The 26,693-nt window shown below is 61.5% G+C and carries 26 protein-coding genes, 1 tRNA gene and 3 pseudogenes; 17 read left to right on the top strand and 13 right to left on the bottom strand.

The genetic code is table 11. The features are described 5' to 3' along the window. The first annotated feature begins 56 nt into the window (after positions 1 to 56). The 4 genes from OB905_12220 to OB905_12205 all read left to right on the top strand — a co-directional run bounded on the left by OB905_12220 (position 57) and on the right by OB905_12205 (position 3,345). Complete coding sequence (locus OB905_12220) at positions 57 to 563, top strand: DUF5796 family protein (protein ID MCU4926736.1); 507 nt, start codon at positions 57 to 59, stop codon at positions 561 to 563. After that, positions 563 to 808, top strand: coding sequence for a hypothetical protein (locus OB905_12215; protein ID MCU4926735.1), 246 nt, complete (start codon positions 563 to 565; stop codon positions 806 to 808). The genes OB905_12220 and OB905_12215 overlap by 1 nt, the downstream gene beginning before the upstream one ends. Before the next feature lie 46 nt (positions 809 to 854). Beyond that, complete coding sequence (locus tag OB905_12210; GenBank protein MCU4926734.1) at positions 855 to 3,053, top strand: CDC48 family AAA ATPase; 2,199 nt, start codon at positions 855 to 857, stop codon at positions 3,051 to 3,053. Positions 3,054 to 3,192: 139 nt separating this feature from the next. After that, complete coding sequence (locus tag OB905_12205) at positions 3,193 to 3,345, top strand: hypothetical protein (protein MCU4926733.1); 153 nt, start codon at positions 3,193 to 3,195, stop codon at positions 3,343 to 3,345. A 95-nt stretch (positions 3,346 to 3,440) separates the two neighbouring features. Here OB905_12205 and OB905_12200 read toward each other — a convergent pair whose 3' ends face one another. The 7 genes from OB905_12200 to OB905_12170 all read right to left on the bottom strand — a co-directional run bounded on the left by OB905_12200 (position 3,441) and on the right by OB905_12170 (position 14,503). Next, on the bottom strand, positions 3,441 to 3,794 hold the full coding sequence (locus OB905_12200; protein ID MCU4926732.1) for a hypothetical protein: 354 nt from the start codon (positions 3,792 to 3,794) through the stop codon (positions 3,441 to 3,443). Between the two features lie 151 nt (positions 3,795 to 3,945). Further along, the gene (locus OB905_12195) at positions 3,946 to 4,185 is read right to left on the bottom strand and encodes a hypothetical protein (GenBank protein ID MCU4926731.1); all 240 of its coding nucleotides are present in this window, start codon (positions 4,183 to 4,185) and stop codon (positions 3,946 to 3,948) included. A 47-nt stretch (positions 4,186 to 4,232) separates the two neighbouring features. Then, positions 4,233 to 4,883, bottom strand: coding sequence for a protein sorting system archaetidylserine decarboxylase (locus OB905_12190; GenBank protein ID MCU4926730.1), 651 nt, complete (start codon positions 4,881 to 4,883; stop codon positions 4,233 to 4,235). 84 nt (positions 4,884 to 4,967) lie between these two features. Continuing rightward, positions 4,968 to 5,546 carry a hypothetical protein gene (locus OB905_12185; protein ID MCU4926729.1) on the bottom strand — a complete coding sequence of 193 codons (579 nt, stop codon included), beginning with the start codon at positions 5,544 to 5,546 and terminating at the stop codon, positions 4,968 to 4,970. A gap of 74 nt (positions 5,547 to 5,620) precedes the next feature. Next, a complete protein-coding gene (locus OB905_12180) occupies positions 5,621 to 7,147 on the bottom strand; it encodes a stage II sporulation protein M (protein MCU4926728.1) in 1,527 nt (508 codons plus the stop codon). Between the two features lie 218 nt (positions 7,148 to 7,365). Beyond that, the gene (locus tag OB905_12175) at positions 7,366 to 10,191 is read right to left on the bottom strand and encodes a DEAD/DEAH box helicase (protein ID MCU4926727.1); all 2,826 of its coding nucleotides are present in this window, start codon (positions 10,189 to 10,191) and stop codon (positions 7,366 to 7,368) included. Positions 10,192 to 10,429: 238 nt separating this feature from the next. Then, positions 10,430 to 14,503: an N-6 DNA methylase gene (locus OB905_12170; protein MCU4926726.1), complete on the bottom strand. Its 4,074-nt coding sequence runs from the start codon at positions 14,501 to 14,503 to the stop codon at positions 10,430 to 10,432. A gap of 320 nt (positions 14,504 to 14,823) precedes the next feature. Here OB905_12170 and OB905_12165 point away from each other — a divergent pair, with 320 nt between their 5' ends. The 4 genes from OB905_12165 (at position 14,824) to OB905_12150 (ending at position 18,421) form a co-directional block, all read left to right on the top strand. Beyond that, positions 14,824 to 15,687, top strand: a complete 864-nt coding sequence (locus OB905_12165) for a hypothetical protein (protein ID MCU4926725.1) — start codon at positions 14,824 to 14,826, stop codon at positions 15,685 to 15,687. A 160-nt stretch (positions 15,688 to 15,847) separates the two neighbouring features. After that, the gene (locus OB905_12160) at positions 15,848 to 16,441 is read left to right on the top strand and encodes a protoporphyrinogen oxidase (protein MCU4926724.1); all 594 of its coding nucleotides are present in this window, start codon (positions 15,848 to 15,850) and stop codon (positions 16,439 to 16,441) included. Further along, on the top strand, positions 16,438 to 17,211 hold the full coding sequence (locus OB905_12155) for a 2-oxo acid dehydrogenase subunit E2 (GenBank protein ID MCU4926723.1): 774 nt from the start codon (positions 16,438 to 16,440) through the stop codon (positions 17,209 to 17,211). Before OB905_12160 ends, OB905_12155 begins: the two co-directional genes overlap by 4 nt. A 244-nt stretch (positions 17,212 to 17,455) precedes the next feature. Beyond that, positions 17,456 to 18,421, top strand: a complete 966-nt coding sequence (locus tag OB905_12150; protein ID MCU4926722.1) for a transcription initiation factor IIB — start codon at positions 17,456 to 17,458, stop codon at positions 18,419 to 18,421. Between the two features lie 182 nt (positions 18,422 to 18,603). On the opposite strand, the gene OB905_12145 is transcribed toward OB905_12150, so the two are convergent. Beyond that, positions 18,604 to 18,849, bottom strand: a complete 246-nt coding sequence (locus OB905_12145; GenBank protein MCU4926721.1) for a hypothetical protein — start codon at positions 18,847 to 18,849, stop codon at positions 18,604 to 18,606. A gap of 70 nt (positions 18,850 to 18,919) precedes the next feature. Further along, positions 18,920 to 19,270 carry a cupin domain-containing protein gene (locus tag OB905_12140; protein MCU4926720.1) on the bottom strand — a complete coding sequence of 117 codons (351 nt, stop codon included), beginning with the start codon at positions 19,268 to 19,270 and terminating at the stop codon, positions 18,920 to 18,922. A 275-nt stretch (positions 19,271 to 19,545) separates the two neighbouring features. Here OB905_12140 and OB905_12135 point away from each other — a divergent pair. The 5 genes and pseudogenes from OB905_12135 to OB905_12115 all read left to right on the top strand — a co-directional run bounded on the left by OB905_12135 (position 19,546) and on the right by OB905_12115 (position 21,562). Then, positions 19,546 to 19,638: pseudogene (locus OB905_12135) on the top strand (IS6 family transposase). A 397-nt stretch (positions 19,639 to 20,035) separates the two neighbouring features. Next, positions 20,036 to 20,266: a UPF0058 family protein gene (locus tag OB905_12130; GenBank protein ID MCU4926719.1), complete on the top strand. Its 231-nt coding sequence runs from the start codon at positions 20,036 to 20,038 to the stop codon at positions 20,264 to 20,266. A gap of 317 nt (positions 20,267 to 20,583) precedes the next feature. Beyond that, complete coding sequence (locus tag OB905_12125; protein ID MCU4926718.1) at positions 20,584 to 20,880, top strand: hypothetical protein; 297 nt, start codon at positions 20,584 to 20,586, stop codon at positions 20,878 to 20,880. A 186-nt stretch (positions 20,881 to 21,066) separates the two neighbouring features. Then, on the top strand, positions 21,067 to 21,438 hold the full coding sequence (locus OB905_12120; GenBank protein ID MCU4926717.1) for a DUF2237 domain-containing protein: 372 nt from the start codon (positions 21,067 to 21,069) through the stop codon (positions 21,436 to 21,438). A 4-nt stretch (positions 21,439 to 21,442) separates the two neighbouring features. After that, a pseudogene (locus tag OB905_12115) lies at positions 21,443 to 21,562 on the top strand (transcriptional regulator). Positions 21,563 to 21,614: 52 nt separating this feature from the next. Here OB905_12115 and OB905_12110 read toward each other — a convergent pair. From OB905_12110 to OB905_12100, 3 genes and pseudogenes are all read right to left on the bottom strand, one after another. Next, positions 21,615 to 22,235, bottom strand: coding sequence for a peptide-methionine (S)-S-oxide reductase (locus OB905_12110; protein MCU4926716.1), 621 nt, complete (start codon positions 22,233 to 22,235; stop codon positions 21,615 to 21,617). 175 nt (positions 22,236 to 22,410) lie between these two features. Next, positions 22,411 to 22,899: pseudogene (locus tag OB905_12105) on the bottom strand (restriction endonuclease). Positions 22,900 to 23,134: 235 nt separating this feature from the next. After that, positions 23,135 to 23,209 (bottom strand) — tRNA-Arg (locus OB905_12100). 200 nt (positions 23,210 to 23,409) lie between these two features. On the opposite strand from OB905_12100, the gene OB905_12095 reads away from it, so the two are divergent. The 4 genes from OB905_12095 to OB905_12080 all read left to right on the top strand — a co-directional run bounded on the left by OB905_12095 (position 23,410) and on the right by OB905_12080 (position 26,416). Beyond that, entirely contained in the window at positions 23,410 to 24,270 is an 861-nt protein-coding gene (locus tag OB905_12095; GenBank protein ID MCU4926715.1) for a geranylgeranylglycerol-phosphate geranylgeranyltransferase, read from the top strand. Positions 24,271 to 24,419: 149 nt separating this feature from the next. Next, on the top strand, positions 24,420 to 25,040 hold the full coding sequence (locus tag OB905_12090) for a recombinase RecA (GenBank protein MCU4926714.1): 621 nt from the start codon (positions 24,420 to 24,422) through the stop codon (positions 25,038 to 25,040). Between the two features lie 95 nt (positions 25,041 to 25,135). Further along, positions 25,136 to 25,546 carry a CoA-binding protein gene (locus tag OB905_12085; protein ID MCU4926713.1) on the top strand — a complete coding sequence of 137 codons (411 nt, stop codon included), beginning with the start codon at positions 25,136 to 25,138 and terminating at the stop codon, positions 25,544 to 25,546. 54 nt (positions 25,547 to 25,600) lie between these two features. Then, entirely contained in the window at positions 25,601 to 26,416 is an 816-nt protein-coding gene (locus OB905_12080; GenBank protein ID MCU4926712.1) for an NAD(+)/NADH kinase, read from the top strand. A gap of 14 nt (positions 26,417 to 26,430) precedes the next feature. On the opposite strand, the gene OB905_12075 is transcribed toward OB905_12080, so the two are convergent. After that, positions 26,431 to 26,661, bottom strand: a complete 231-nt coding sequence (locus OB905_12075) for a hypothetical protein (GenBank protein MCU4926711.1) — start codon at positions 26,659 to 26,661, stop codon at positions 26,431 to 26,433. Between the last annotated feature and the right edge of the window lie 32 nt (positions 26,662 to 26,693).

Here is a 26,693-nt window from a genome sequence, read left to right as displayed (position 1 = left end):
CGGGAGGGAACGGTCGAACCCGACCGCTTTTCCTCGCGCCGGTCGAAGACGCCGGTATGAGTTTCCGCTCGAACGTCGCACCCAGTACCGTCGGCGTCGACTTCGTCGAGGGGGGCGTGGTCGTCGAGTATCTCGACGGACGGGACACCTTCTACCACGGCCCGCCCGACCCGGTCTCGGGGGCGATTACGACGCCGCCGGGGAAACACGTCCACGTGCTCGTCACCGATCCGGACGGGATCGAGGGCGTCATGACCTACGTCAACGATCGGGACACCCACGACGAGATTCTGGAGTCGACCGGCGTCGGTCGCGTGTTGCTCGAGGGCGACGACGAAGAAGTGCTGTTCCCCGGCGTGACCGTCTCGACGGAGGGGTATTCGGTCCGAGTTGACGTCGACCACGACGCGGTCGAGGGCCGGGTGTTCGTCTTCGCGGAAGACGAGATGAGCGAACACGCCTACGAGATCGTTCCCGAGGACGATGCCAGCGACGACGTGGCTGGTGACGGAGGCCAGACGGAGCCGGTCGAACTGGACGCGGCAGAATCGGGTGAGGAGTGATGCCGCTCCGAAAGCAGTGGCGAGCGCTGGATCGGGAGACGGTCGCTCGGGCACCGGACCGGCCCGGTGTCTACGAACTGGGAGACGGTGAGGGAGTCGTCCAGAGTGTCGGCTCCGGCGTCCTCCGAGACGAACTGAAGACAGCACTTGCGTACGACGACGGCGAGCAGGTGCGCTGGGAGACGGCTCACACGAGAGAGCGGGCCGCCGAGCTGGCGGCCGAACACCGAGCGCGCCTCGACTGAGCGCCGGGACGGAAATTCTCAAGGGTGCAGGGACGGAACGGAGGGTATGAGCCAGTCGGAGACGGCGGTGAGCCTGACAGTCCGCGCCGCCGAAAAACGCGACGCCGGTCGAGGCGTCGCGCGCATACCCGAACTCGCCCGACGGACGCTCGGCGTGCTGAGCGGCGACTCCGTCGCCATCGAGGGCGCAGAGGAGACGGTAGCGAAGCTGTGGCCGGCGGATCCGTCGGTCCCCGAGAACGTGATTCAGATCGACGGCGATACGCGGGCCAACGCCGGTGTCCACGTCGGCGATACCGTCTCCGTGCGGGCGGTCGATACGACGGCGATCCCCGGCGCCAACCGGGTCACGCTCGCCGCACCGGCGGCGCTGTCGGAGGCGGAGTGTCGCCTGGCCGAGCGCGTCGCGACCCAGAAGCTTCGCAATCGACCGGTGAAAGCCGGCGAGCAGATCAGAATCGAGGGCGTCGCCGCCGAGCCGTTTACCGTCACCGACACGGATCCGGGCAGCGACGTCAGAATTACGAACTCGACCGAGATTCGACTCGTCAGGCCGGGAACCAGTCAGGGTGACGCGGACGCGGAGGCGTCTGACGCCCCGGGAGAGGCTGCCCCACCGTCACCACCCGAAGCCAGTGGCGATCAACAGCCCACGACGGGAGTCACCTACGAGGACATCGGTGGGCTGGACGAGGAGTTAGAGCAGGTCCGAGAGATGATCGAGCTTCCGCTCTCCGAACCGGAGCTCTTCCAACGGATGGGCGTCGAACCGCCTTCCGGGGTCCTGCTGTACGGTCCGCCCGGCACCGGGAAGACGCTGATCGCCCGGGCGGTGGCCAACGAGGTTGACGCTACCTTCGAGACGATCTCCGGGCCGGAGATCATGTCGAAGTACAAAGGCGAGTCCGAAGAGCAACTGCGCGAGGTCTTCGAGGAAGCCGAGGCGAACGCTCCAGCGATCGTCTTCTTCGACGAGATCGACTCGATCGCCGGTACCCGCGACGACGACGGCGACGCCGAGAACCGGATCGTCGGCCAGCTGCTGACGCTGATGGACGGACTCGACGCTCGTGGCGAGGTCATCGTCATCGGGGCGACCAACCGCGTCGACTCGATTGACCCCGCCCTGCGCCGAGGCGGGCGATTCGATCGCGAAATCCAAATCGGTGTTCCCGACGAGGAAGGGCGCCGCGAGATCCTCCAGGTTCACACCCGCGGAATGCCTCTGGACGACGACGTCAGCGTCGAGACGCTCGCAGCGCGAACGCACGGCTTCGTCGGGGCCGATCTCGACGCGGTGGCCAGCGAGGCGGCGATGGCCGCGATCCGGGAGCGCCCGGCTGACGCCGAGGAACGTACGGAGTGGAACCGCGATCCGCGGGTGACGAAAGCCCACTTCGACACGGCGCTTGCGGCCGTCGAGCCCTCGGCGATGCGCGAGTACGTCGCGGAGTCGCCGACGACAGACTTCGACGACGTCGGCGGACTCGAGGACGCAAAACAGACCCTCCGGGAGTCGGTCGAGTGGCCGCTGACCTACGACCGGCTCTTCGAGGAGACGAACACCCAACCGCCCTCCGGCGTCCTGCTGTACGGCCCGCCGGGGACCGGGAAGACGTTGCTCGCGCGGGCGCTGGCCGGCGAGACCGACGTCAACTTCGTCCGGGTCGACGGCGCCGAAATCATCGATCGCTACGTCGGTGAGTCCGAGAAGGCGGTCCGGAAGGTGTTCGAGCGTGCCCGCCAGGCGGCCCCCTCGATCGTCTTCTTCGACGAGATCGACGCCATCGCCGGGGCGCGCGGCGAGAGTCACGAGGTGACCGAGCGGGTCGTCTCACAGCTGCTCACCGAACTCGACGGAATGCGCGAGAACCCCAATCTGGTGGTACTCGCCGCGACGAACCGCAAGGAGTACCTCGATCCGGCACTGCTCCGACCGGGCCGACTCGACACGCACGTCCTCGTCCCCGAACCCGACCGGGAAGCAAGAACGAAGATTCTCTCGGTCCACGCCCGGGGCAAGCCCCTGGCCGACGACGTCGACGTTGAGGAGGTAGCCGCCGAACTGGAGGGGTACACGGGTGCGGATCTCGAAGCGATCGTTCGAAACGCCTCGATGCGTGCCATCCGGGAGGTTGCCGAGGCTCACGGGCCGAAGGTGGCGAACGACCAGGCCGACGAGGTCGTCATCGAGCACCGCCACATCGAGGACGCGATCGCCGAGACCGAACCCAGCGGCTCCTGATCGGTCAGCCGGACACGTTGGAGTGCAACGGCGCCCAGACTGAACTGGCGACGAGACCGTCACGGTACCGTGACACGCAGGCTATAGCGGTGTCGGAAGTACAGGGAGTGTGAACGCAGGAGGGAACGGAGAGAAACTGATGGCAACCTGTACGGCCTGTGGCTCCGTGTTTGCAGCGCGGAGGACCGCAAACGAAGAGATTCTCCCCATCGGCAGCCCGCAGGGCTGTCAGTGTGGGTCGACAGCGTTCGAGTCGGTGACCGACGCCGCGACCCGAGAGCGAGGACCGTAGCTCGTATCCTGGGATTCGATGGGTTGGTACTCGTCTCAGTAGTGTACAGAAGGTGTTTCGAGTCGGAATCGGTCACACCGGCCGGTCGAGGCGACTTACTGGTCGCGTCGCGCCAGTCGCAGATACGGGTCGACGACGCTTCGATCGACTGCGAGCTCGACGAGTTCCGTTTGGTCGTCGTACCGCACGAGACCGACGTCCGCCAAGTACGGCAAGTGTTGGTGGTGTAAGTCGACGAGGATGCGCTGGTACCACTCGTACGATCGCCGGTTTTCTGTCACCGCGAGGTACTCGGCGAGATCGCCGAGGGGAATTGCAGCCGGTTTCTGTGCGAGATATGACAGGGCGTACTGGCGTCGATCCGACGACAGCGTCGCGAACAGTTCCGTGGGGGTAATTTCCGGACTCTCGACCGCGGGATTCTGCGGATTTCGGGCTTCTGGCTTCATTATTCCTCCGTACTGCACCTACGCGAGCTGCTACCGACGGGTCTCACATTGCGACTTCAGCGGAGTACAGATGGACGTGTGGCCCCCGTCAGTATAACCTTTGTTGTGCCGGAATATGGCTGGAAATGAAATGGTACAGATCCATTACCGGTCATTTGCTGAGGAATTCGGGTTCGTATTTGGGTGCGTCGGCTGGTTCGTGTTTTTGGATCGTTACCGTCCACTCGGGCGTCCCCGAAACGGGGAATCCAACCCGCCACTCGCCCTCGACGACGGCACCCCGACCGAACGCCGTCGCGACGAGATCTGTGAGGTCGTGTTCGAACGCCGCAGTGATATCTGTAGCAGAGGTCTGGGTCATGATTCGAGGAGTTACGATGGAAACTCCCATCGGGTTCAGGGTCGGAACGGAAATAACGTTGTCTCCGAGACAGGACGTCACTCGGACCTCGCGGGTGTTCTCTGGTTCGGGAGAACCACAGTCTCGCCGGCGGTTGTCGCCTCCCCACGCTCGACAGCAACGTCCGCAGGCGAGACGCCAGCCGGAAAGAGCACGTCGACGCGGCTCCCGAACGCGATGTGACCGAGTCGGTCGCCACGGGCGAGTCGGTTGCCCGACTCGACGTAGGGGTGAATTCGGCGGGCGAACGCGCCGGCGACGAAGGTCACCGTTGCCTCGTCGGCAACGTCGGGTCCCAGGCGTCCGGGTTCGTCGAGGTCGACCGTCACGTGGACGCGTTCGTTTCGGTCCGAGTCCTTCGAGAAGGCGGGTTTGTTCGCACCCGAAACGTGTTCGACGTCGACGACGGTTCCAGAAAACGGGGCGCGAACGACGTGGACGTGCCAGACGTTCATGAAGATGCCGAGCCGGGTCCGATCGCCCTCGGTTCGAAGGACGGAGACGTTCCCGTCGGCGGGTGCAACCGTCCCTGCTGGTGGTGTCGTTCGTTCCGGATCGCGAAAGAACGCCAGAACGGCGAGCCCGAGAAGTGCCAGCCCGACTCCAGCTGGAACGGTGATTAGCAGGGCGAACGGAGCCGCAAGCAGCGGCACGAGCGCGTACCGCCACGCGCCGGGGGCGAACTTCATACACGAGACTGGAGCGGGACGGGTTTGGCCGTTTCGCCTCGGATCCGAGACATGATTCCGTCGAGTAGCCGACGAACCAGGTGGTCACCAGCTTCCCGCACCGCCGGTGGCCGCGTTGTAGGCAGCCATATCGTCTCCTGAGGTGTAGGAGACACAGTCGCCCCAGACGACCGGCGGCGTAACGGAGTCGCCGTCGTCGGCCGCCTCGAGATCGGCACCCAGATCACGGGCGTCGTACCCTGCTGTGGCCAACTCCTCGGCCATCTCGGGCGGAACGGTGACCCGTCGACACTCCCGACCGCGGAGGAACCGATCCGGACCGTACGCGAACCGGACGTCGAACTGTCGGACATGTGCGTCGGCGTAGACGCGTCGAAGCCGGTCACAGACGTCCGCAACGTATCGAAAGACGTCACCCATCGACGGCTCCTCGTCAGCGTCTATCTCACACTCGACGACCGGGACGAGAATCGGCTCACCGGACTCGGCGTGTTCGTTGACCTCCGCGACGGTCGAGACGGTCGGCGGCGATCGCAGTTCGCAGCCAGGAATCGACGCCACGAGCTCGAGTTCGTCGTCGGCCTCCTCGGCGCGCTCCCCCTTCGAGGTCCAGGAGTCGAACAGCCCGAGAACGGCAACGTAGCCGAGCGAAAGCGATGGCATACCGGTCCGTGCTCACGCTATAGTAATAATATTGTCGTGAACACCGGTCCTCATCGGAGCGTCCTCGCAGGCGATCAGAGGAACGGCTGGTAGTAGTACGGGCTGACGAATCCCTCGATAAATCCTGCGACCGCGAGCACGACGCCAACCCCGACGAGGACCCAGAACGACCGACCCAGAGCGTCGGCGAGTGTGGCCGCGTCAGCACGTCCGCGGACGGCGCGCCAGCCGACGATCCCGAGGTAGACGCCGACAGCCCCGGCGATGAAGATCGCCGGAATCTCGAAGATCCCGTGTGGGATGACGAACGCGAGCAGCTCGATCGGCTCGACTTCGAGGCGGGCGGTGGCACCGATGACGACCCCGTTAAACGCGATCGAGACCACGGCCGGAATCGCGAAGGCGAGACCGCCGAAGGCAGTCGTCAGGGCAACGGTCCAGTTGTTCCCGAAGAATTCGAGGGCGGCCTGTGGGGGAATAATGTCCTCGATTCGCTGGGCGATCGACGCCTCGAAGACCTCGGCCAGCGGCGCTGCGGCGATCCAGCCGAGGACGAAGGTGCCGATCCCGACGGCGGCGACGAAGCCGTGAATTCCGGGGGTGGAACGCACGAACGTCACCATCTCGCCTACTCCGTGACGAATTCCGCCGACGAACTGCGATCGCAGCCGCGACTCGGGAGCCGGCGGAACTCCGATCGTTCCCCGGTGGGCGCCATAGAGGGTAGTCTTCAGGAGGTCAAGTGCGGGCAGGACGAGAAGCGCCGAGAGCAGCGATCCGAGACTGCCGACGCCGAGAAATGTCAGTGCCGAGAGCAGGCCGCCGACTCCGATGACCCCGAGCAGCGCGACGACGTAATAAAACAGCGCGTCGACCGGGTTGGCCCGGATGAACCGGAAACTCGCCGAGAGGGAGGCGAAGACTCCGCTGTCGTCGACGACGACGGCAACCGGGGCGAACGCGAACAGGGCGCGGATGCCTATCGCGGCGGCGATCCAGAACAGGGCGGCGAGGAGAACCACGGGCGCCGCGAGCAGTGCCGAATCGGTGGCGAGCACGAGGAGGCCGGCGACGATCGCGGCGCCGATCCCGAGGACGGCAGTCACCGCAATCCAGAGGAACAGCTCCAGCAAGAGGAGTCCGAGAAACGAAAGCCAGAACCGGCGCGCACCGACGACGCCGGCGAGCAGGCCCTGCTGGGCCCGAAGCTGCCCGAAACAGGCTGCGATCTGACCGGCCGCGACGACGGCGTAGATGCCCACGCCGACGAGGACGGCAGCGAGCACCGAGAGTGCAAGCACGCCGACGACTCCCGGCGTGAACACGATCTCGAAGACGCCAGCCACGTCCTGCGTCCAGTCGAAAAACGCGTCCGGGTCTGCCTCTGGATCCGGCGGTTGCGTCTCGAGTGCGGCGAGTTCTTCTCGCAGCCGGTCGAGGCGACCCGACGCTTCGAGATAGAGCCAGACGACGCCGAGGGCGAGAAATGGGAGGGTGCGTACGATGACCGGCACCGCCATGCCGAGTACGTAAAACGGCAGAATCTCGCCGGGCGATCGAAGCGCGCGGGCGACCGACGAGAGGGCGTGAGAGAGACGCATCTGTCAGGCACTCGCCTCCGTTGGGGAACCGATCCACGAGTAGTGAGTCGAGCAGGCACAGGAAGCCGCGATCATAGGACGTCCTTCGTGAGGCACAATATAAAGGATTGATATGTACACAGCCTCGTGAGTCCGGTCGCGAGCCGACACCTGTACGATCTCGACCACTCGTTCAGTACGACTTTGTCCAACCGTTCAGTACGAACTGGCCAAAACGCTCAGTCCCAGAACGACTGCGTTCGGGCGTACTGGCGCTCTTTTGCCAAAATGTCGCGGTAGAACTCGGTTTCGTCCTCACGGAGCTTATTGATGATTTGGGCGGCGTTGTGTGGGCCGACGCCGCGGGCGGCCATCGCGATCACCGCCTGCTTGCCGTGGCTCTGGACCAGACTCGCGGCTCGGTAGGCCCGCTCGGTCATCTCCCGCTGCTCGTCGTCGCGCTCGGCGGCCTGAATTGCGTCGACGACCTCGTCGGCCCACGGATTCAGCGCCGCGATGCGGGTCGAGCCGCAGTCGGGACACTCGGGCTGGTCGCGGACGCGTTTGACCTTCGTCCGGGCCGTCCACTCCTTGCAGTGGGTGCAGGCGAGGATGATCCGATCGTTCCGAATCCGCTCGCGGACCGTCTCGATGACGTCCGCGTCCGCGTTCTCCGGTGCGAGCAGTTCCTTGCCCGAGGAGCGCCCGCCGCGGCCGACCGGGGTTCGACCGCGGACAGTCTCGATCTCGAGTGCGCCCGACTGGATCTCTGCGAGGATCCGTCCCGCGGCGTCGACGTCCAGATCCTCGTGGAACACCTCGCGGACCGCCTCGTCGTACATTGGGGTGTCCTCTAAGGCCGCGAGCAGTCGCTCGGCGGAGAAGCGACCCGACCCCTGCCAGCGTTTTAACGCACCAAACTTCGTCGAGACCTGCGAGAGACGGAAGGCGAGGGCGTCAGAGCGCTTGAGCCCGAGTTCGACGATCGTCTCGACGTGGTCTGGATCGGTCGTCTCGAGCACCTCGAGTACGTCGCTGGTTGCGATCGCGGTCGGGAGCTCGAGTTCGATGCGGTAGGGGTCGACCTCGAGACCGACGCTCGAACCGCTTTGCTGGCCGAGAAGCGCAGAGAGCACGCGCCCGAGCGTCTCGTTCGCCTTGTGACCGAACGGGGCGTGGAGCACGGCGGTCCGCCCCTCGCGTTCGAGGAGAAGTCGGTCTGCGGCCGGGATCGGCGCGCCGGCTTCGACCTGGCGCTCGAGTTGTTCGCAGGCGCGTTCGAGGGTCGTCTCGTCGGCCGGGTAGCGGGTCGCGAGGTCGCGGGCGACGGCCCCGGCGTCGGCCCCGGCGTCGAGCTGGGGCTCCGTGACGCCGCGGATCTCGCCGACCTCGCCGGCGACCGGCTGGGGAACGGGGATCTCCTGGCCGACCCAGGAGGGAATCTCGCCGGCTGGGTTTTCGACGGGGCTGACCTTCACGACGCCGTCGTCGTCGTCGATCTCGGCGATGCGCCACATCTCTCCGCGCTGGACGAAGATCTCGCCGGGCGCGGCGAAGTTGACGACGAACTGCTCGTCCAAGGTGCCGATCCGGCCCCCCGAGGCGATATCTTTCACTTGGTAGGTCGACTCGTCAGGGATCATCGAGAGGTTCGCGTAGACGTACTGCCAGGTGCCACCGGTCGTCTCGAGGCGGTCCTCGCCCTCGTCGAACCAGACGATGCGGTTGCGGTGAAGCTCCGAGCACACCTCGCGGAACGTCTCCGGGTCGAGATCTCTGAATGGATAGGCTCGCGTCACCGTCTCGTAAGCGGTCTCGACGAACGTGGCGCCGCGGCTCTTGATGAGTCCTGGAATCTGGTTGGCGACCACGTCGAGGCTCCCTTCGTGGATCTCGGCCGGCACGACCTCGCCGGCGCGGGCACGGCGGGCGATCGCGATCGCTTCGAACGTGTCGTCCGGTCGCGTGGTCACGATCGTTCCGCGCGAGACCTCGTCCCGGCGGTGGCCGGCCCGGCCGATCCGCTGGAGCAGCCGCGAGACCTGCCGCGGGCTCTGGTACTGGATCACGTGGTCGATCCGGCCGACGTCGATCCCGAGCTCCATCGAGGAGGTACAGAGGAGTGCGTCCAGCTCGCCGGCTTTGAACCGATCCTCGACGTCGATCCGAGCCTCCTTCGAGAGCGAGCCGTGGTGGACCCCGATCGGCAGGTCGAGTTCGCCAAAGCGTGAGCCGAGAGCTTCTGCGGTCTGGCGCGTGTTGACGAATATCAGCGTCGACTCGTGGGTCTCCACGAGGTCCCGAATCAGCCGGACGTGACTCGCCGTCTCGGCGTCGGTCACGAGCGTCCCGGAGAGCTCCTCGTCCTCCGGCGTGACCTCGGGTTCGCGGACCACCACCTCGACGTTGCTCCCCACGTCGATCTCGCGGATGATACACGGGCGACCGCCGGTGAGGAAGTTGCCCACCTCCTCGGGATCCCCGACGGTCGCCGAGAGACCGATTCGCTGGAAACCGTCGGCCAGATCCCGCAGTCGCTCGAGGCCGATCGCGAGCTGGGCACCGCGTTTGGAGGCCGCAAGCTCGTGGACCTCGTCGATTACCACGTGGGAGACGTCCGACAGGGCTTCGCGCAGGCGCTCGCCGGTAAGCATCGCTTGTAGCGTCTCTGGCGTCGTGACGAGGACGTCCGGTGGGTTCTCGGCTTGCTTGCCCCGCTGGTACTGGCTGGTGTCGCCGTGGCGGACGTCGACCTCGAGATCTAAGTACTCGCCCCACCACTCTAAGCGGTCGCGCATGTCGCGGTTTAACGCCCGAAGCGGCGTGATGTAGAGGGCGCCGAACCCCTCCGGTGGGTCAGCGACGAGGTGGTCGAAGACGGGTAGCATCGCAGTTTCAGTCTTGCCACTCCCCGTGGGGGCAATGACGAGCGTGTCCTCGCCCGCCGACAGCGGCGGGATCGCGAGTCGCTGTGGCGCCGTCGGCGTCGAGAAGCCCCGCTCGGAGAGCGCCCCGCGAACCGTCGCTCCGAGGTGTGTAAACGCCGCGACGTCGCCGTCAGTCATCGACGTTATTGGGTGTTCGGCGAGGTTAAGACCCACGCTTTGGCCACGTCTACGCAGTATTCCGTCCGTCGCGGGCTCGAACTACCACTTCGTCTGTGAGACTCCCGCGTACATGCGCCAAAAATAATGTCCTCTCCTCTACTGCACTTCCGCCTCGTCACCGGCAAGCGTGGTTGTGACCTGACCCGAAGCCACGTCAGCCGCAAACGCGACTCTACCGACTGGAGCTCGGTCCGATTCAGTCCCCAACGGCCTCTTCCACGATTGCGATTTCCTCGTCGGTCAGCCCGTACAACTCGTAGACGATTTGGTCGATCAGTTCGTTGGTACGTTCCATTGTCGTCTCCAGTTCCGCCGCACGGGCTGTCGTCTTGCGATAGCTTTCGAGCCCGTCTCGGACATCGTCTACGGCGGGTAGCGTGAGCGTCCGGAGGCGGTCGAGTGGCGACATCGTCGTGGTGGCGGTCTCACGGAAGTTCGCGAAGCCACCCGCCTCGTCGACGGCCACCGGGACGAACGCCTCGATCAGGTCGGCCTCCGTCTCGGTGAGGTCCGAAATGCGAAGCGCAGGTTCGAAATCGGTCTCGGTATACCCCCACTGGTCGGTCTCGTGGACGTCCTCGGTGTCCGGCTTGTAGCGGACAGTGAGGCGAATTTCGACGCTCGTAGGCGATTCGCGGAGAAGCTTGACGTCGCCGATACGGAGATTGTCGCGGTCTTCTGCCGTCTCAGTGAGGCTCGAGTCGGTAGCGCCTTCAGGCGGTTGGACGAGGCCGACCTCGGAGAGGGAGTGACCGTCGGCATACGTGCCGAGATAGTCGAGCAGCGAGCAGTTTACCGTCTGCCGTTCGGTCCCACACCGCTTCATGACTGCTGAGAGTGCTTCCAAGATTGTCTCGATGGGGTCATCACAGATTCCGTCGTCAAGATCGGTTCTCTCCTGGAGATCGGATAATGCTGCTCGGATTGGGGTCTGTTCCTGAAGGAACACAGACGCTGGCGTGTCATGGATTGAGAGTCTCTGAAGAGCCGATCCCGAAATCCGGGGGAACAGGTCCTGCGATGACTTCTCGCCAGTCACAAGAAACTCGAAGGCCAAGAGATTGCTATTCAGTAACGCGGTGAGATATCGCGTTGAGACCGAGGAGTCCGTCACGAGAGAGATGACGGACTTCGGGAAGAGCAGTTCGTCCGAGGTCTGCGCAGAGACAATTCCGTCGGGACCTGGAACTTCGCGAACGAGTATGCGGTCTCCATCCCGGTACGTCTCCGGGGGGATTCTGAAGAACTCCGCTGAGAGATCAACATACCCGTCAGGCTCTGGGTCGACGTAAAACCGATACAGTGACCCGGCCCGGATTTCGGGAACGAAGTCATCGTCCACTGGTGTATCGGAGTGGTGACTTTCGTCTTGGATAGTGTCCGCAGAATGAATATCGGTGTGGTACAACTGATATCCGACGGTGGACGTCCCAATGTCTCCGAGTGTCACACCGGAGTCGCCCATTTTCTCGACGATAGCCAATTCACTCGATCCGCCGTGCGCTAAGGGTATCCGGTACTCGTCTGCAATGTGGGTGGGATAGCTGATCCAGTGATCAGTACTCGGCGGGTTCGAGTCGTCGAGACTATCGACCCGTATTGCCTCTTGAGTCTCCGTCAGAGTGGCGACAAACGTGACCATATTCGCCGCAACCTCAGGGAATGCATCCGATGGTACCTTCGCAACCGATTCGAGAAGCTGTGGGGTAATGAGTGACTCGCGAAGTGCCGTCGCGGCTGGAATACGTAGCCACGAAGACGGCGTTATCAGCCCATACCGGTATTGGGAAAGATCACTGCACTTCTCGATGAAGAACCGATACAGATCTGGTTGTCCAGATTGGTAGTCGTACTCCCTCCACAGATACGCTCGCTGGAGATCATCCGACAGAATGACCCACGGTGGGTTCCCGATCACCGCATCGAACCCACCGTCCTCGAGCTTCTCGCCATCGATAGTGAAGAAGACCTCCGGAAACTCGAGTTCCCAGTGGAAAAAGGACTCCTGCTCGCTCATCGCCTGGGCTGTTGTAAACCAGTCTTCCTCGCTCACCTCGGCCCACGCCGTCTCGTCGTCGATCACCTGAGCCATCTGTTCGTACGCACCTTCCGGAACGTCGAGACCGAACTGCTCGGCGGTGTGGACGTTCGTCAGTTCAAACAGCCGCTGGTAGAACGCGTCACTGCGGACGTCCTCGTAGAGTTCCTCCATCGACTTGACGTCCTCGAGCGTCTCGTTGTCGATCTTCAGGAGTTCCTGCATCAGGTCCATGACGTAATCGGGGGTCCGTTCGCGGACGTGGGCGGACGACTGCTGGAGGGTGAGTTGGCCGCCGTTTGCCTCCGCATCCTTCGCGAGGACGGTGGTGACGTCCGAGCCGACCAGCGAGTTCCCCGTTTTGAGGTGGTGATCGAGGAATGCCAGGGGGTGGTCGGCAGCGAGCGTCTCGAGCCACATCGAGAGCTTCGCGAGTTCGACTGCCATCCCATTGAGATCGAGCCCATAGATGCATTCCTTGGCAATCTCCCGGCGTACGTGATGCTCGTCGAAGGCAGTCGCCTCCTCCACGTCGAGCACTTCGTCCATCACCTGCCGAGAGAGGTATTCCGTCGCCCGCGTGAGGAAGTGGCCGCTGCCCATCGCAGGATCGAGCACATTCAAGTTCGTCACGCGCCGGTAGAACGCCCCGAGGTACTCGTACGATCCCGGCTCGAAGCCCTGCTCTTCGAGATCTGCCCGGATCTCGTCGACGAGGGGCCCGACCGTCTCCTCGACGATGTACGTCACGACGTAGTCGGGCGTGTAGTACGCGCCTGTGGCCTTGCGCTCGCCCTCGTCGTTGACGACGTAGAGGTCGCCCTCCTCGACCGTCTCAACCGCGTCGGCGACCGCCACCTCCGTGGCCGGCCGCCAAACCTGGCCGCCGTCAGCCTCGACGGCGGCGTACTCTTCGGGCGCGATCCGGAACTGATGTTCGAGCAGGCCCTCGTAGACGCTTCCGAGGTGGCGCGTGTCGAGGTCCGCATAGTCAGCCAGCACGTACCGCCCGTCGTCGTTCTCGGTCGTCGAAACGCGGTAGATCACTTCGGCGAGATACTGGTCGCTGATCTCGTGGTCGGTCAGAAAGCTGTGTGTCTCTTGGTTAAACAGGCCGCCGTTGTACGGTGGGATGCCCAGTGATTCCTCACCCTCGTCGATCAGCCGGAAGAGGTTCTCGAGACGGTGCCACATCGTCGTCGAGTGCTCGCTGTAGACGTCGTCGAAGCCGTCGTCGACCTCGCCGATCTCGTCGTGAATCTCGAGGCGGAGCGCGTCGAGGCTGAAGTTCTGTTCGTACTCGTCGACGGCCGCCTGATTCTCGGGATGGATCAACCCGCGAGATTCGGCGTACAGCAAGAATATGAGCCGGTAGAGCAAGACGAGCGACTGTTCTTTGAGTTCGTTGCGGCCGTCGCCGTCGGGATCAAGGGCTAGATCGTTCGTCTCGATAAAGCCCTTCCCGAGGACGCGCAGTGCGGTGAAGACGTTGTCCTGTAAGTCTGCGCCGAGCTGCTGGGCGGCGGTCTCGCTTTCGGACCAGACGTCGTCGAGGAACGTGGTTCCCCCACGTTCGTGGAAGGCTGCCGGCCGGAAGAACGTGTAGAAGTATTTGAACGCCTTGAGATCGCCGCGCTCGAGGAGTTCGGGGAGGTCGACCTCGTAGTACGTCTGGGTCTCGTAGTCGTTGGTCCCGTAGAGACGCCACTTGCGCCCGTTCGTGAGGATCCCCCACTGAATATTTTCGGGCGTGCGTTCGAGGTGGTGTTTGATCTGGTGGGAAGCGTTCCGGTAGGGACGCTGGTCGTTAACGCGGGCGCTGAAGTCGGCGTCCCACTGTTTGGCTTCGACGAGACCGATACCGTGGTCGAATCGGTCACTCGATTCGTGGGTATCGAGGGAGACTTTAACGGCGTCGCGGCGGGCGCCCGTGTCTTCGAAGAGGAGAATGTCAATGAACCCACCCCTGTCAGGAACGGTGGTTTCGACGTTGGTCCCGTAGCCGAGAATATCGAGCACCTCGTCGATCCAGTTGTCGATGAGTGGATCTTCGGCGTAGCCGTCGACCAGGTCTTTTTCCAGATCGTACAGCGCCTGCAACTCGGTCAGCGCTGCCTGAGCGCCGTCGTCACAGTTCCATTCGTCGCGATCGTGGATTCGTTCATCGAGGTAGTGGCTGGTGAATAGATTCGAGTTCGTGTATGGCCGGTGGGCGAGGGCCGCCTGGCTCATCGTGGATACGTGTCGACTCTCAACAGGCCATCAAATAGGTGACGAACGCAGTGATCCCCTATAATCCGAGCAAATAGCCAGATCGGGACACGAAGCCGTCGAATGCGAGAGCCGGCGAAACGGAGAGGACGAACGGGATCATCAGAAACACCCGCTGCTGGAGCGTGGACGTTGGACTACCGGAAGAACACTCCTCGCTTCCCAGAACACGAGCAACACTCCACTGAGAGACTCGAATAACGAGCAGTGTTTCCCGTGAATGAGAACCTCCGTGGGAGATTATCTCGGTGCGAGCCGTGTCTACTATTGGTGCCTGGAGAATGACTGCTCTTCTCTCGCGCTGGCAAATCGCGACAACGATCGCAATCCTCGTCCTGTCGATCGTTTCGACGCTCCTCGGTCTCTTCCGTCCGGGCCACTATAAGGATCACCCGGATTTCCTCACGGCACTGTACGTGCAGGATCTCACGATTCTTCTTGTCGGCGTGCCGGTACTGGCGCTTGGGCTCCTGTTGGCCGCCCGCGGCTCGCTTCGCGGATACCTGATCTGGCTCGGGGCGCTCGCTTACATGACCTACATGTGGGCGTCGATTGCGTTTTCGGTCGCGTGGAACGCGTTCTTCCTCGGCTACGTTGCCCTGTTCGGCCTCTCACTGTTCGCACTCATCAGCGGCTTTGCCGGTATTGACGAAGATCGAGTCTACCGCCAAATCCACGGTCGAGTCTCGCCCACCGTCTACAGCGGGTTCCTCTGGGTGATCGCACTCGGCCTCGGGTTGTTGTGGTTGGGAGATCTGGTGCCACCGTTGATAACGGGGACGCAACCCACGATCGTTGCCGAGCTCGGCGAACAGGCGACGGTCAGCCACGCGATCGATCTCGCCGTCGTGGTCCCGGCACTGGCGATCGCCGGCTACTGGCTCTGGCAGCGACGTCCGTGGGGATATGTCGTCGGTGGCGTCGTGCTCCTGCTCGGAGCGCTGCTTACCCCCTCGATTACGGGAATGACCGTTGTGCTGGTCCTGGAGGGCGAGATCACTGTCTCGGTGTGGGTCGTTACGTTCACTTTGCTTCCGCTCGTCATCGCAGCGGCGCTGGCGATCAACTATCTGCTGGCGTTTGGTGGAACGAACGGACCTCAATCGACCGACGGAGTAGAAACGACTGATGGACCAGATGGGTAGCCGTTCGCCGTGGCCAGGGTTCGGCTGGGTACGAAGATACCGGTGGTGGTTCACCTCTCAGGACCTCTGGTTGACGGCGAAAAGAAGCGCTGAGAGACGTGACGCTGGATAGCTGCCACCCCTTTATTGTTGTTGCGAGGGTAGTACGCTGAGATTCACCATGGCAACATTCCTTGTACTCTATGGAACCGGTGAGGGACAGACGAAGAAAGTTGCAACTCGCATCGGTGACGTACTCGCCGACCGCGGGCACGCAGCCACGACGGTGAATGCGAGTGGAATTTCGCCGGAGTTCGCTATCGATGACTTCGACGCGGTCGTCGTCGGCGCGTCCATTCACGCCGGCAAGCACCAGCCCGCTGTCCGTGAGTTCGTCACCGCTACCCGCGACCCGCTGGCGACGAAACCAACCGCCTTCTTTCAGGTGTCGCTGTCCTCGGCCGACGAAGGCGGGCAAGCCCAGGCGGCTAGCTACGTCGAGGAGTTCATCGAGGCCACCGACTGGCATCCCGATCGAATCGGCCTGTTCGGTGGCGCGTTGCGCTATACGAAATATGGGTTTCTGAAGCGACTGGTGATGAAACAGATCGCCAAGCGAAAGGTGACCGGGATGCCCGACGCAGACTCGGCGGGAGACGTCGAATTTACGGATTGGGACGAGGTCGAAGCGTTCGCCGCCGACGTTGCCGCGTTTGCTGAAGGTCGACTCGGGATTACACCTCCTGCTGGTGACGAGCAGGCAGGACTCGAATGAGCGAGCAACGTGACACGATCGAACCGTTCCCGAGACAGCGGCGAGGAACCGTCGACGCGATGCGTATGGCCGGCCGGCGAAGCGTCATTCACGGACTCGTCGAGTTCGACGTCACCGAAGCCCGCCGGCGCATTCACGACCGAGAGGAGCGGACGGGTGAGGACCTCTCGTTTACCGCGTTTCTCGTCCATTCTCTGGCCCGAGCCCTCGAAGATCATCGCCACATCAACGCCTACCGTGACTGGCGAGGACGGATCGTCCGATTCGATGACGTTGACGTGATGGTCCTCATCGAGGTTGAAATCGGTGGGGGCCGAACCGGCGTTCCACACGTCATTAGAGCGGCGAATCGGCAGTCACTGCAGACGATTCACGACGAGATTCGGACAGTCCAGACGGATCCAAGCGAACGACAGCAGCCAGGGTTGGCCTCCCTGGCCCTCCGCCTGCCCGGTCCTGTACGTCGACTGTTCTTTCGACTCCCGCAATGGGATCCTCGCCACTGGAAACGTATCGCAGGCACTGTCGCGGTGAGTTCAGTCGGGATGTTCGGAACCGGAACTGGATGGGGAATCACACCGACAAACTACACCCTCCAGCTTACGGTTGGCGGAATCGGCGAAAAGCCGGGGATCATCAACGGCGAGATCGAACCCCGCGAGTACCTGTCGCTTACGGCGACGTTCGACCACGACGTCGTCGATGGCGCACCGGCAACTCGGTTCATTCAACGGTTGAAGGAACTGATCGAAGAGCCAGAGGATCTCTAACGCGATTCACCGAAATTTGGCTACCGAACTCGCTGGTGGTGTGACCAGATTGGGATCTCCGAGTCCGTTGGGATCTCCCCCATAGAGGAACAGGGAGCTATCCGTGCAGTACAGGCGGAGACGTTATCGCTGCGTCGGGCTACGCCCGACTGCTTGAGGGGGCGAAGCTCCCTCTCCGTTCCCGGCGGGGAAGATGTCGCAGTACACCCAGTGCTTAACCCGGTAGAGCAATTCACCTTCTGTAATGGAACGCCTGTCCCGACAGAAAGAACGCGATACTGGAACAGAGCACGAAACCACTGGGAAAGAAGGCGTTCAGTCCTGTCCGGAATGTGACTCAACGACGCTGACGATAAGTACAGATGAGAGCGAAATTAGCTGTGAGGACTGTGGACTGATTTTGGAAGAGGAGACGATCGATCGAGGGCCGGAATGGCGGGCGTTCAATGCAGCCGAGCGTGACTCCAAATCACGCGTTGGTGCGCCGACGACCCAGACAATGCATGACAAGGGTCTGACGACGACGATCGACTGGAAAAACCAGGACGCCTACGGACGGTCTCTTTCCTCGGAAAAACGCAGCCAGATGAACCGGCTGCGGAAATGGCAAGAGCGGATCCGAACCAAAGATGCTGGCGAGCGAAACCTCCAGTTTGCGCTCTCTGAAACGGACCGGATGGCCTCTGCGCTGGGCGTGCCCCGTTCTGTCCGCGAGGTTGCAAGTGTCCTCTACCGACGGGCACTTGAGGAAGACCTTATCCGAGGACGGTCAATTGAGGGTGTGGCCACGAGTACGTTGTATGCGGCCTGTCGGATGGAAGGAATTCCACGGTCGCTGGATGAAATTGCGGCCGTCTCACGGGTTGATCGAATGGAAATCGGCCGCACGTACCGATACATCTCGAAGGAACTCAGTCTGGAGATGCAGCCTGTCGATCCCAAAAAATACGTCCCCCGATTCTGTTCTGGACTCGAACTGCCCGAAGAAGTCCAATTGAAAGCCACCGAAATTATCGACACGACGGCCGAGAAAGGGTTGCTGTCGGGCAAATCACCGACAGGATACGCCGCCGCAGCCATCTACGCGGCTGCACTCCTCTGTAATAAGAAAAAGACCCAGCGAGAAGTCGCCGAAGTCGCTCAGGTAACGGAGGTCACTATTCGAAATCGATACCAAGAGCAGATTGCTGCAATGGGCATCCACAACTGACCGACACGAGCGGCCAGCCAGGCGTCAACCGGCAAACTCGAACCCAACCTGATCGGAGGGGCGAAAGCCCGGCGTTGTTGGGAATCTCTTCGGTGAATAGTGCGAGAGAACAGCGGCGTAATTAGCTGGCTGTCAGTGATCATTGCTGCATTAGGCGGCCGTCGGTGATCGGTGCTGACGTGCTAGCCTCCGTGCATTCGGTACCAGACTCGGGCACCGACGGGCGACTCACTGTGCTCACGGTCTAACCTGGACAGTACTAGCTCCCGAATAGCGACTGTCACGGTAAGCTCAACCGTCTCTCCCTGCTCTGTCTGTACCTCGAACACGCAGTGTCCATCCCGTTCAGCAATGTGTTCGATGGTCCCGACAGACCACCGTTCGATATTGTGTGTCGGCTTTCGCGCGTGGATTCGATCGTGAGTCATGGGTTCGACGAAGTGTATTGCGACGCGGTCGGCTTTCCGAGCGTGGTGTTGTACGTGAACGCGATCCGAGTCAGGCGTTTTGCTCACGGATACCGTACGAGGAGGGGTTCGTCGACGGCCCCAGGATAATCAGGACGGTAATATCCTCGGAGATCTCGAAAAAGTCGTGCTCAAGTTGGGGTTCCACGTAGACGAGGTCTCCCGCCTCGATGTTGTGAGTGTCGTCACCAACGCGGAGCTTGCCTACCCCCGAAAGGATGTAGTACAGTTCCTCTTCATTGTGGGGGTTCTTCGGGGCAGCACTGTCTGCGGGATACGTGCCCACCTCAACGGTGAATGGCCCTGCATTGAGCACGTCGCTGTGCTGGAGTTCGTTCGGGTCGAGGGTGTCGACCACGTCGCGTATCGAAGCGTGAGTCATGTGGTACCGCTTTGCGTAGCTCGGATTAACGCTTTTGCCTCCATATGTCGCGTCGGAAGGTTTTCTAGCAGTCTGATACGGACGGGATCAGTGGAGATGACTGTTGATAGGCGATCGTGGTGAATTGCCCGCGAACACCGAACCGATTCGTCACACAGTACCGACTAGGAGGATGGCTTTCCGTACGGGTCAGTAACGGATCGCCGCGTCGAAAATGCCAGCTGTCTGGGCGAGCCCGACGAGTGTGAGTCCGCCAACTGCGGCTATCTGGAGCCTCTTTCTTCTCAAACTGCTTTAACAACGCTTATGCAGAAACTGCTGATCAGTGGCTCAGGTCGTTCGCATTCGCATGGAACCAGCTTATCTGAACACGACGCACAGATTTTACCAAAATACTATGGGTAAACATTTACTGTATGATTATCTGTCATTGGGGAGTACAATAGAGGATACTAGTCCTGACCCGAGAGATGACAATGGTACCGTGATCTCCGCTGGAAACGACGATACCATCGCCCTGATGCGGGAACTCCTGCAGTCAGTAGGTGCTGGGAAAGACAGTCGTACAAGTACTCTCGATCCGTTGTACGAATTAGTTGCTCCAGAGGTACTGTCCGAGTTTCTGTCGCACGCGAATCACAGGGATGGAATCGTCGCTGTGGAGTTTGTACACGAAGGACACAGGATCTCTATCACCGAGACTGGGCGCGTTCGAATCTGCGACGGATCACCGCAAATTACACGACCAGACGCGGGGTATGGCTAATGCGAAAGCAAGAACTGATCCAGATGCATATGCTGGCAACCGAGATCGGCGTCTTCATCTCTGAGCGGGAGACAATACCACCTGCCGCTTTCGAAGAGTACGACCAAAACGGCGTCTCACCGACGGCAATCCATCACAGTAAAACCGCTCATGAAGAGAGCCTCCAGCTACTTCTAAATGCAATCCATGAATCACTAGATCACACCTCGGAACAGGCGACTCCGAAATAGCGTCTACCAGTGAGACGTATCCTTTCCTCCGTTCGTCCGGGAAACAGCGTTACAACTCCCACTATCCCTACTGCTCCGAGACCAATAGGGGCTGTAACAATCACAGTGACGACGAAGAGTTTCCCAACCAGAGTGCCAGCGTCTTCCTGGTTTCTGATAGAACGCAGAGAGGGAATCTGCTGGGTGGATATCTAGAGCATGGATACAGTAATCAGAGATGGTCAGTACTGAGCAACCTCTCCAGAGACGCCTGAATCTATGCCGTGACTTCCCATCCTGGCCAAGCGCCTTTTCTGACGCGCCACTTTACTCAGTCTATGCCCAGAAAAACCCCCGAACCAAGGGTTAAACAGCTTCACGAGCACCTCGTTGCGACTCGGGAGCGCCCAATCGAGCGGGAAGCGAACCGGTGGATCGGCGAAGCGGATGCCATCGCTGACGACCTAGTCGACGCAAGGATTTCAAATCTTGATCCACCTGTGATCGAAAAACGGATCGGACATGTCGCAGAACTGCTCTCGAATATTGAGGAGACTGGCGATTCGACTGCCGACGAACACGTTGAAGCGGCCCGCAACCTCGCCAACGCGATACTGGATTCGAACAGCGAGTGATCAAGGTCTGTTACAAATTCACTGTACAAAGATATTGAATCCGATCCGACTGCACCCCGCACAACAGTCGCGCATTCCATCTTGACGAGGCGTTCCAACAGCAATCTGAGTTGGTGATCCATGAGCCACTGAATAGCCTACAGACTCTACCCAATAGCTATACGCCACACAGCCAATATGGCAACGATGTCAAATAGGGAAAAGAACGTGCTTGGCGAACCGCTCGAACCCTGTAGCACAACCCTCCAAACCGGCTTTCTTCGGGATGGAGACTGCCGGCACCTCCAGCGTGATCCGGGTCGACACGAGATCTGTGCGGTCATGACCCAAGAGTTCCTAGAGTATAGCCGCGAGCAAGGGAACGATCTGATCACGCCACGACCGGAGTACGATTTTCCGGGGCTTCACCCCGGTGACCGGTGGTGTGTTTGTCTGCCGCGGTGGGTCCAAGCCCGTGACGCTGACACCGCGCCGCCGGTCGTCCTCGAAGCGACAACTGAGGGCGTTCTTGATGAGCTGACACTCACCGAACTCGAAACGCATGCTCACAAAGAGTGAGCATATGCCCAACTCGACTGGCCCGGATGAATTAGAGGATATCAACGAGGCGGTTGGCGCAGAGTGGGAAACCGAGACAACTCCCTACGAGCGCGTCCGGGAGATCATCAGCCGCACCTACACCAGAGAAAGCAGGAGAGAGGCCACGACTTCAGCCGTGGGTGGAGGTCACGTGCTTATCGCCGTGACTGGGGATCGAACGAGTGGGTGAGGAAGGGGACGGTGACGTCGTGGCCTGCAGCGTGAGCGTTCAGTTTCGCCGCCGCCGACGATTCCCTGATCGCCGCATCGTCGTACCCTGCCTTGGAGAACACGTCGGTGATCCACCGTTTTCCACGAAGGTTGAACTTCTGGTGGTACGGCTCCGCGGGATAGAATCGATCGAGTGATTCGAAACGCGTTGCGATCCGGTCCCGGTCAAGGTCGCTCTCGTCTAGAAATACTTGCAACTGGTCATGTTGGTCAGCCATCTCGGTGAAAATGAGGTGCTGATACTGGCGTTTCTTGGCCTGGCGATACGGCGTGTGTTCCGCGAACGCACGCGCAAGGAGATCGTCGAACGAGAGCTGGTCGGGATTATACTCGATCTGAACGACTTCCGTATGATCACCAAGCGTCTGATAGGACGGATCGGATTTCGTCCCACCAGCGTACCCGACGCGGGTCCGCACGACACCGTCAACTGCGCCAAACATCGCATCAGGACCCCAGAAACACCCGAGCCCGAACGTCGCTGTCTCCGTCTCTGTCGGTGCCTGGCTATCGAACTCCGTGACAACCGTCGGTGTGAGCATGATCAAGTAGTGAACGGGGGTACATGCCCTCTCGTGACACGGGCAATTAACCCTGTCTCACCCGCGCTCTCTTCCCCACAACTCACCCACTTGATCTCCCCTCACAAGAGGAGTCACGTACTTCTCTTCATCGGCAAGTGGATCTATGTTCCGTCTCCTGGTTTTGACGAAGGGGTCACTCGGGCGTGCGTTCGAGGTAGTGTTTGATCTGGTGGGAGGCGTTGCGGTACGGACGTTGGTCGCTGAAACGCGCGCTGAAGTCGGCGTCCCATTGTTTGGCTTCGACGAGGCCGACACCGCGGTCGAAGAGGTCACGTGTGTCTTCGGTATCGAGGTAGACTTTGGCGGCATCACGGCGGGCGGCCGTATCGTCGAAGAGGAGGATGTCGACAAAGCCGCCGCCGTCGGGGAGCGTGGTTTCGACGTTGGTCCCGTAGCCGAGGATGTCGAGGACTTCGTCGATCCAGTTGTCGATCAGGGGGTCTTCGGCGTAGCCGGCGACCAAGTCCTGTTCGAGGTCGTACAGCGACTGCAGGTCGGTGAGTGCCTCGCGGGCGGCCTCGTCGCACTGCCACTCGTCGCGGTGCTGGAGGCGTTCGTCGAGGTAGTGCCCGGAGAAGAGATTGGAGTTCGTATATGGCCGCTGGACGAGGGTGGCCTGACTCATAGTGGATACGTGTCGACTCTCAGCAGAGCTTCAAATAGATGACGAACGCAGAGACCGTCTCCCCGGCCGACGCGTGCCAAGGATTATACCAGTTCGTGGAGAGTCAACTCTTGAGAGATTCGCACGACAGCTCTGACCCCCGTGTACAAAATACACGAACTCTTCGGCGCCACACGGTGATCCGGTAAATACGCCCCGCTGTGGGGTGTTGGATTCCAACCGTGTTAATTTCGGATGGGCGCTGCAGGATTTGAACCCGCGACAACTTGGTCCGAAGCCAAGCACTCTGTCCAGACTGAGCTAAGCGCCCTCACCGAATCGTTCCGGGTGGGTGCGTATAAGTTACTCGATTCGTTCCGTGATAGGGCGGTAGTGGTGATTACGCTGGCCTCGAGAGTGACGACTGCCTCCGTCCTGCTACGCGTCAGAAGCGAGCATTGGACCCAGGGTAGGGGCTGAACCGCGCGAGGGATCGGTTCGTTTATTTCTGCCGCCTGAAGATACCCCCTGATGGGACGCTGGGAGACGATTCGGGGGACGCTCGAGCTAACCCGACCGGTAAACGTGGTCGCCGCCGCGGTCTTACCGTTCGTGGGGGCATTCGTTGCCGGTGGTGTCGTCGAACAGCCGGGTGCCGTCGGCGCCGCGGCAGCGGCCACCGGGCTAGCCGTCGCTGCGGGGAACGCGATCAATGACTACTTCGACCGCGAGATCGATCGCATCAATCAGCCCGAGCGGCCGATTCCTCGCGGCGCAGTCACCCCACGTGGTGCGTTAGCGTTCAGTCTCGTCACGTTCGCGATCGCGATTTCGCTGGCGCTTACCTTGCCAGCGCTTTCGATTGCCATTGCGGCAATAAATCTCGTCGCGCTGATCGCGTACACCGAGTTCTTCAAGGGGTTGCCTGGTCTCGGAAACGCGCTCGTGGCGTATCTCGTCGGGAGCACATTTCTGTTCGGTGCGGCGGCAGTTGGGGACGCCGGTGCAGCACTCGTACTGTTCTTGTTGGCTGCTACAGCCACGCTGACCCGCGAGATCGTCAAAGACGTCGAGGACATAGAGGGAGATCGTGAGGAGGGGTTGAACACCCTCCCGATCGCGATCGGGGAACGGCGAGCACTGCTCGTCGGGACTGGACTGCTCGTACTCGCGGTGCTGGCGAGTCCGATTCCGTATTTTCAGGGATACTTCGGGGAAGCGTACTTGATTGTGGTACTTCCTGCCAGCGCACTCATGGTTCTGGCAGCGATCAAGAGCTTTGATAACCCCACACGTGGCCAGTCAGTGATGAAGTACGGAATGTTTCTGGCAGTTCTGGCGTTCGTTCTCGGACGTGCGTCGTCGGTTCTCGAGTTCCCAGTGATAACGTAACTGGAGGCGATTGGTCCTCTCGTGGGTGTTGGCGTCGCTTCGATCACAAGTACTATACGTGTGTTCCCGTACTTTCATACCAGACCAGAGCGAAGAGAGGCGTATCTACGGTCGCTACACGGTCGTAAGTTGGGTGTGTGAGATCTCGCATGTATGACTTTGCAGACGTCGTCCCAGACGCAACCGTCAACCCTGGGACGAACGTTCTCGTCTCGGGGCCGCCGCTAACGGGAAAGCGAGAGATCGCTTTCGATGTTCTCGCCAGCGGTGCCTCAAACGGTGAGGGGGCGGTCGCTGTCACGACGAAAGACGATGCACAGACCGTACTCTCGAAACTTGGCACACGCACTGATAGCGACCAGAACGTCGGTGTCGTCGACTGCGTCACGAAACAGCGTGGCATCGGGACGACCGAGGACGACCCACGGATCAAGTACGCCTCTTCCCCGGTTGACATGACCGGAATTGGAATTAACCTCTCGGAGTTCTTAAAAGAGTTCTACGAAGAGCGCGGACTGACACAGAACCGGGTACTTCTCCACTCGGTGTCGACGTTGCTCATGTACTCGGATCTGAAGACCGTTTTTCGGTTTCTCCACGTCTTCACCGGTCGAATTCAGACTGCAAACGCGCTTGGGATCTACGTCATCGACTCGACGGCTCACGACGCCCAGACGATGAACACGTTAAAACAGCTGTTCGATGCCGCTGTCGAGGTCGAAGAGGGCGAGGGGTCCGAACCCGAAATTCGAACCGCCGGCCTGGCGTAGTGTCCACCCAGCACTCGGTGGTGGAGTTCCCTGTCGTCTCCCCCCTGACGGTATCATCCTGGCCGTTTTATTCTGCAGGTACGTAGTCTGCCCCGATGTCTCATAGTACTGATGACACCCTCCGCGAACTCCTCGCGTACGACACGATCGCTGTCGTGGGGTGTTCGACGACGCCAGGGAAGGCCGCCCACGATGTCCCGGCGTATCTCGTCGACCGAGGGTACGAGGTGTTGCCAGTTAACCCGTACGCTGACGAGGTTTTCGGCCGGAAAGCCACCGACTCTCTCACAGCTCTCGACGAAGACGTCGATCTCGTCTGCGTGTTCCGTCCGAGCGAAGAGGTCAGCGGGATCGTCGACGAGGTGCTCTCTCGTGAGGACGTGAGCGCACTCTGGCTCCAGCGAGGAATCACCGACGACGAGGCAGCTACACGAGCGAAAGCGGATGGCGTGGCTGTCGTCCAGGATCGCTGTCTGAAGGTCGAACACCGCCGACTCATGGGGTGATCGTCCCGGGCCGGAACCGCACGCTTTTCGTAACCCCGGCGGAACTACCCGCATATGGATACTGAGGGGTGGAGCGCCGGCGAGTCACCGACCGTGGCCGTTCTCGAGGGGGACGCTCCGGCCACGAGCGGACGCCGAGTCACGAACGCGGTTGCTGGCGCCGTCGACGGTCGGGACGCGTCGAGCGTTTCGGGCGACGCAACAGCGATCGGCGCGGTTCTCGACGTAGATCCCACGTTTCTGGTCGTTTCCGGCGAGCAAGCGCTGACCGCAGCGGTTCGAGCCGAGGTGTCGGTGCCGGTCCTTCCCGTGACGTCGAACGATCACGGCACGGAACTGGACGGCCCCACCCCGAACGAGGTCGCTGGCGCCGTCAGTGCGGTCTTGGACGGGTGCGTTGGCGTGTGTTCACGCCCTATCATCTCGGTGACGACAGACGGCGAGAGCACAGCAGACGGCATCTCCGAGCGGGCGCTGTTCGACGTGACGCTCGTGACCGACGAGCCGGCTCGGATCTCCGAGTACGCCGTCGCGAGTCGCGGCGAGCACGTGGCGCGTTTTCGTGCCGATGGGGTGGTCGTCGCGACGCCGGCTGGAACGCGCGGCTACGCCGGTAGCGTCGGTGCACCCGAGGTCGCCCCGACAGTCCCAGCCGTCGCCGTGACGCCGATTGCGCCGTTCGTCACCCACGCCAATCGGTGGGTGCTCCCGGAGGATGCGCTGTCGTTGACTGTCGAGCGCGACGAGGACGACATCTCGCTCGCCGTCGACGGTCGACTGGTCGACGCCATCGGGACAGAGACGCGCGTCGAGCTGGCCGTTGAGTCATCGATCCGGACGCTCGTAGTCGGTGACCGGACGCAGAACTAGGGTGTCAGACGCGTTCAGCTATTGTATGGCTCCTCGTCGCGGTGATTGTTCGGGTTCGCGTTTTCTAAGGCGTCGTTCTCGCGCTCGTCCGACTGGTGCTCGATGTCCTGTCGCCGCTGCTCCTCGGCGTGGCGCTCGCGGGCTTCTTTTTCTTCCTCGGTGAGTTCGTCGTCCTGCTCGTCCGTCGCCTCGGTGTCCTCCTTTGCCAGTTCGACATCGCGGCCGTGCTCGTCATTCTCGGACATAAGTCTCACTCGGTGGGGGCTATCCCCGGTAC

The organism is Halobacteria archaeon AArc-dxtr1, from assembly GCA_025517425.1.
Classification (GTDB): Archaea; Halobacteriota; Halobacteria; order Halobacteriales; family Natrialbaceae; genus Halostagnicola.
This window is presented reverse-complemented; position numbering and strand designations above follow the sequence as displayed.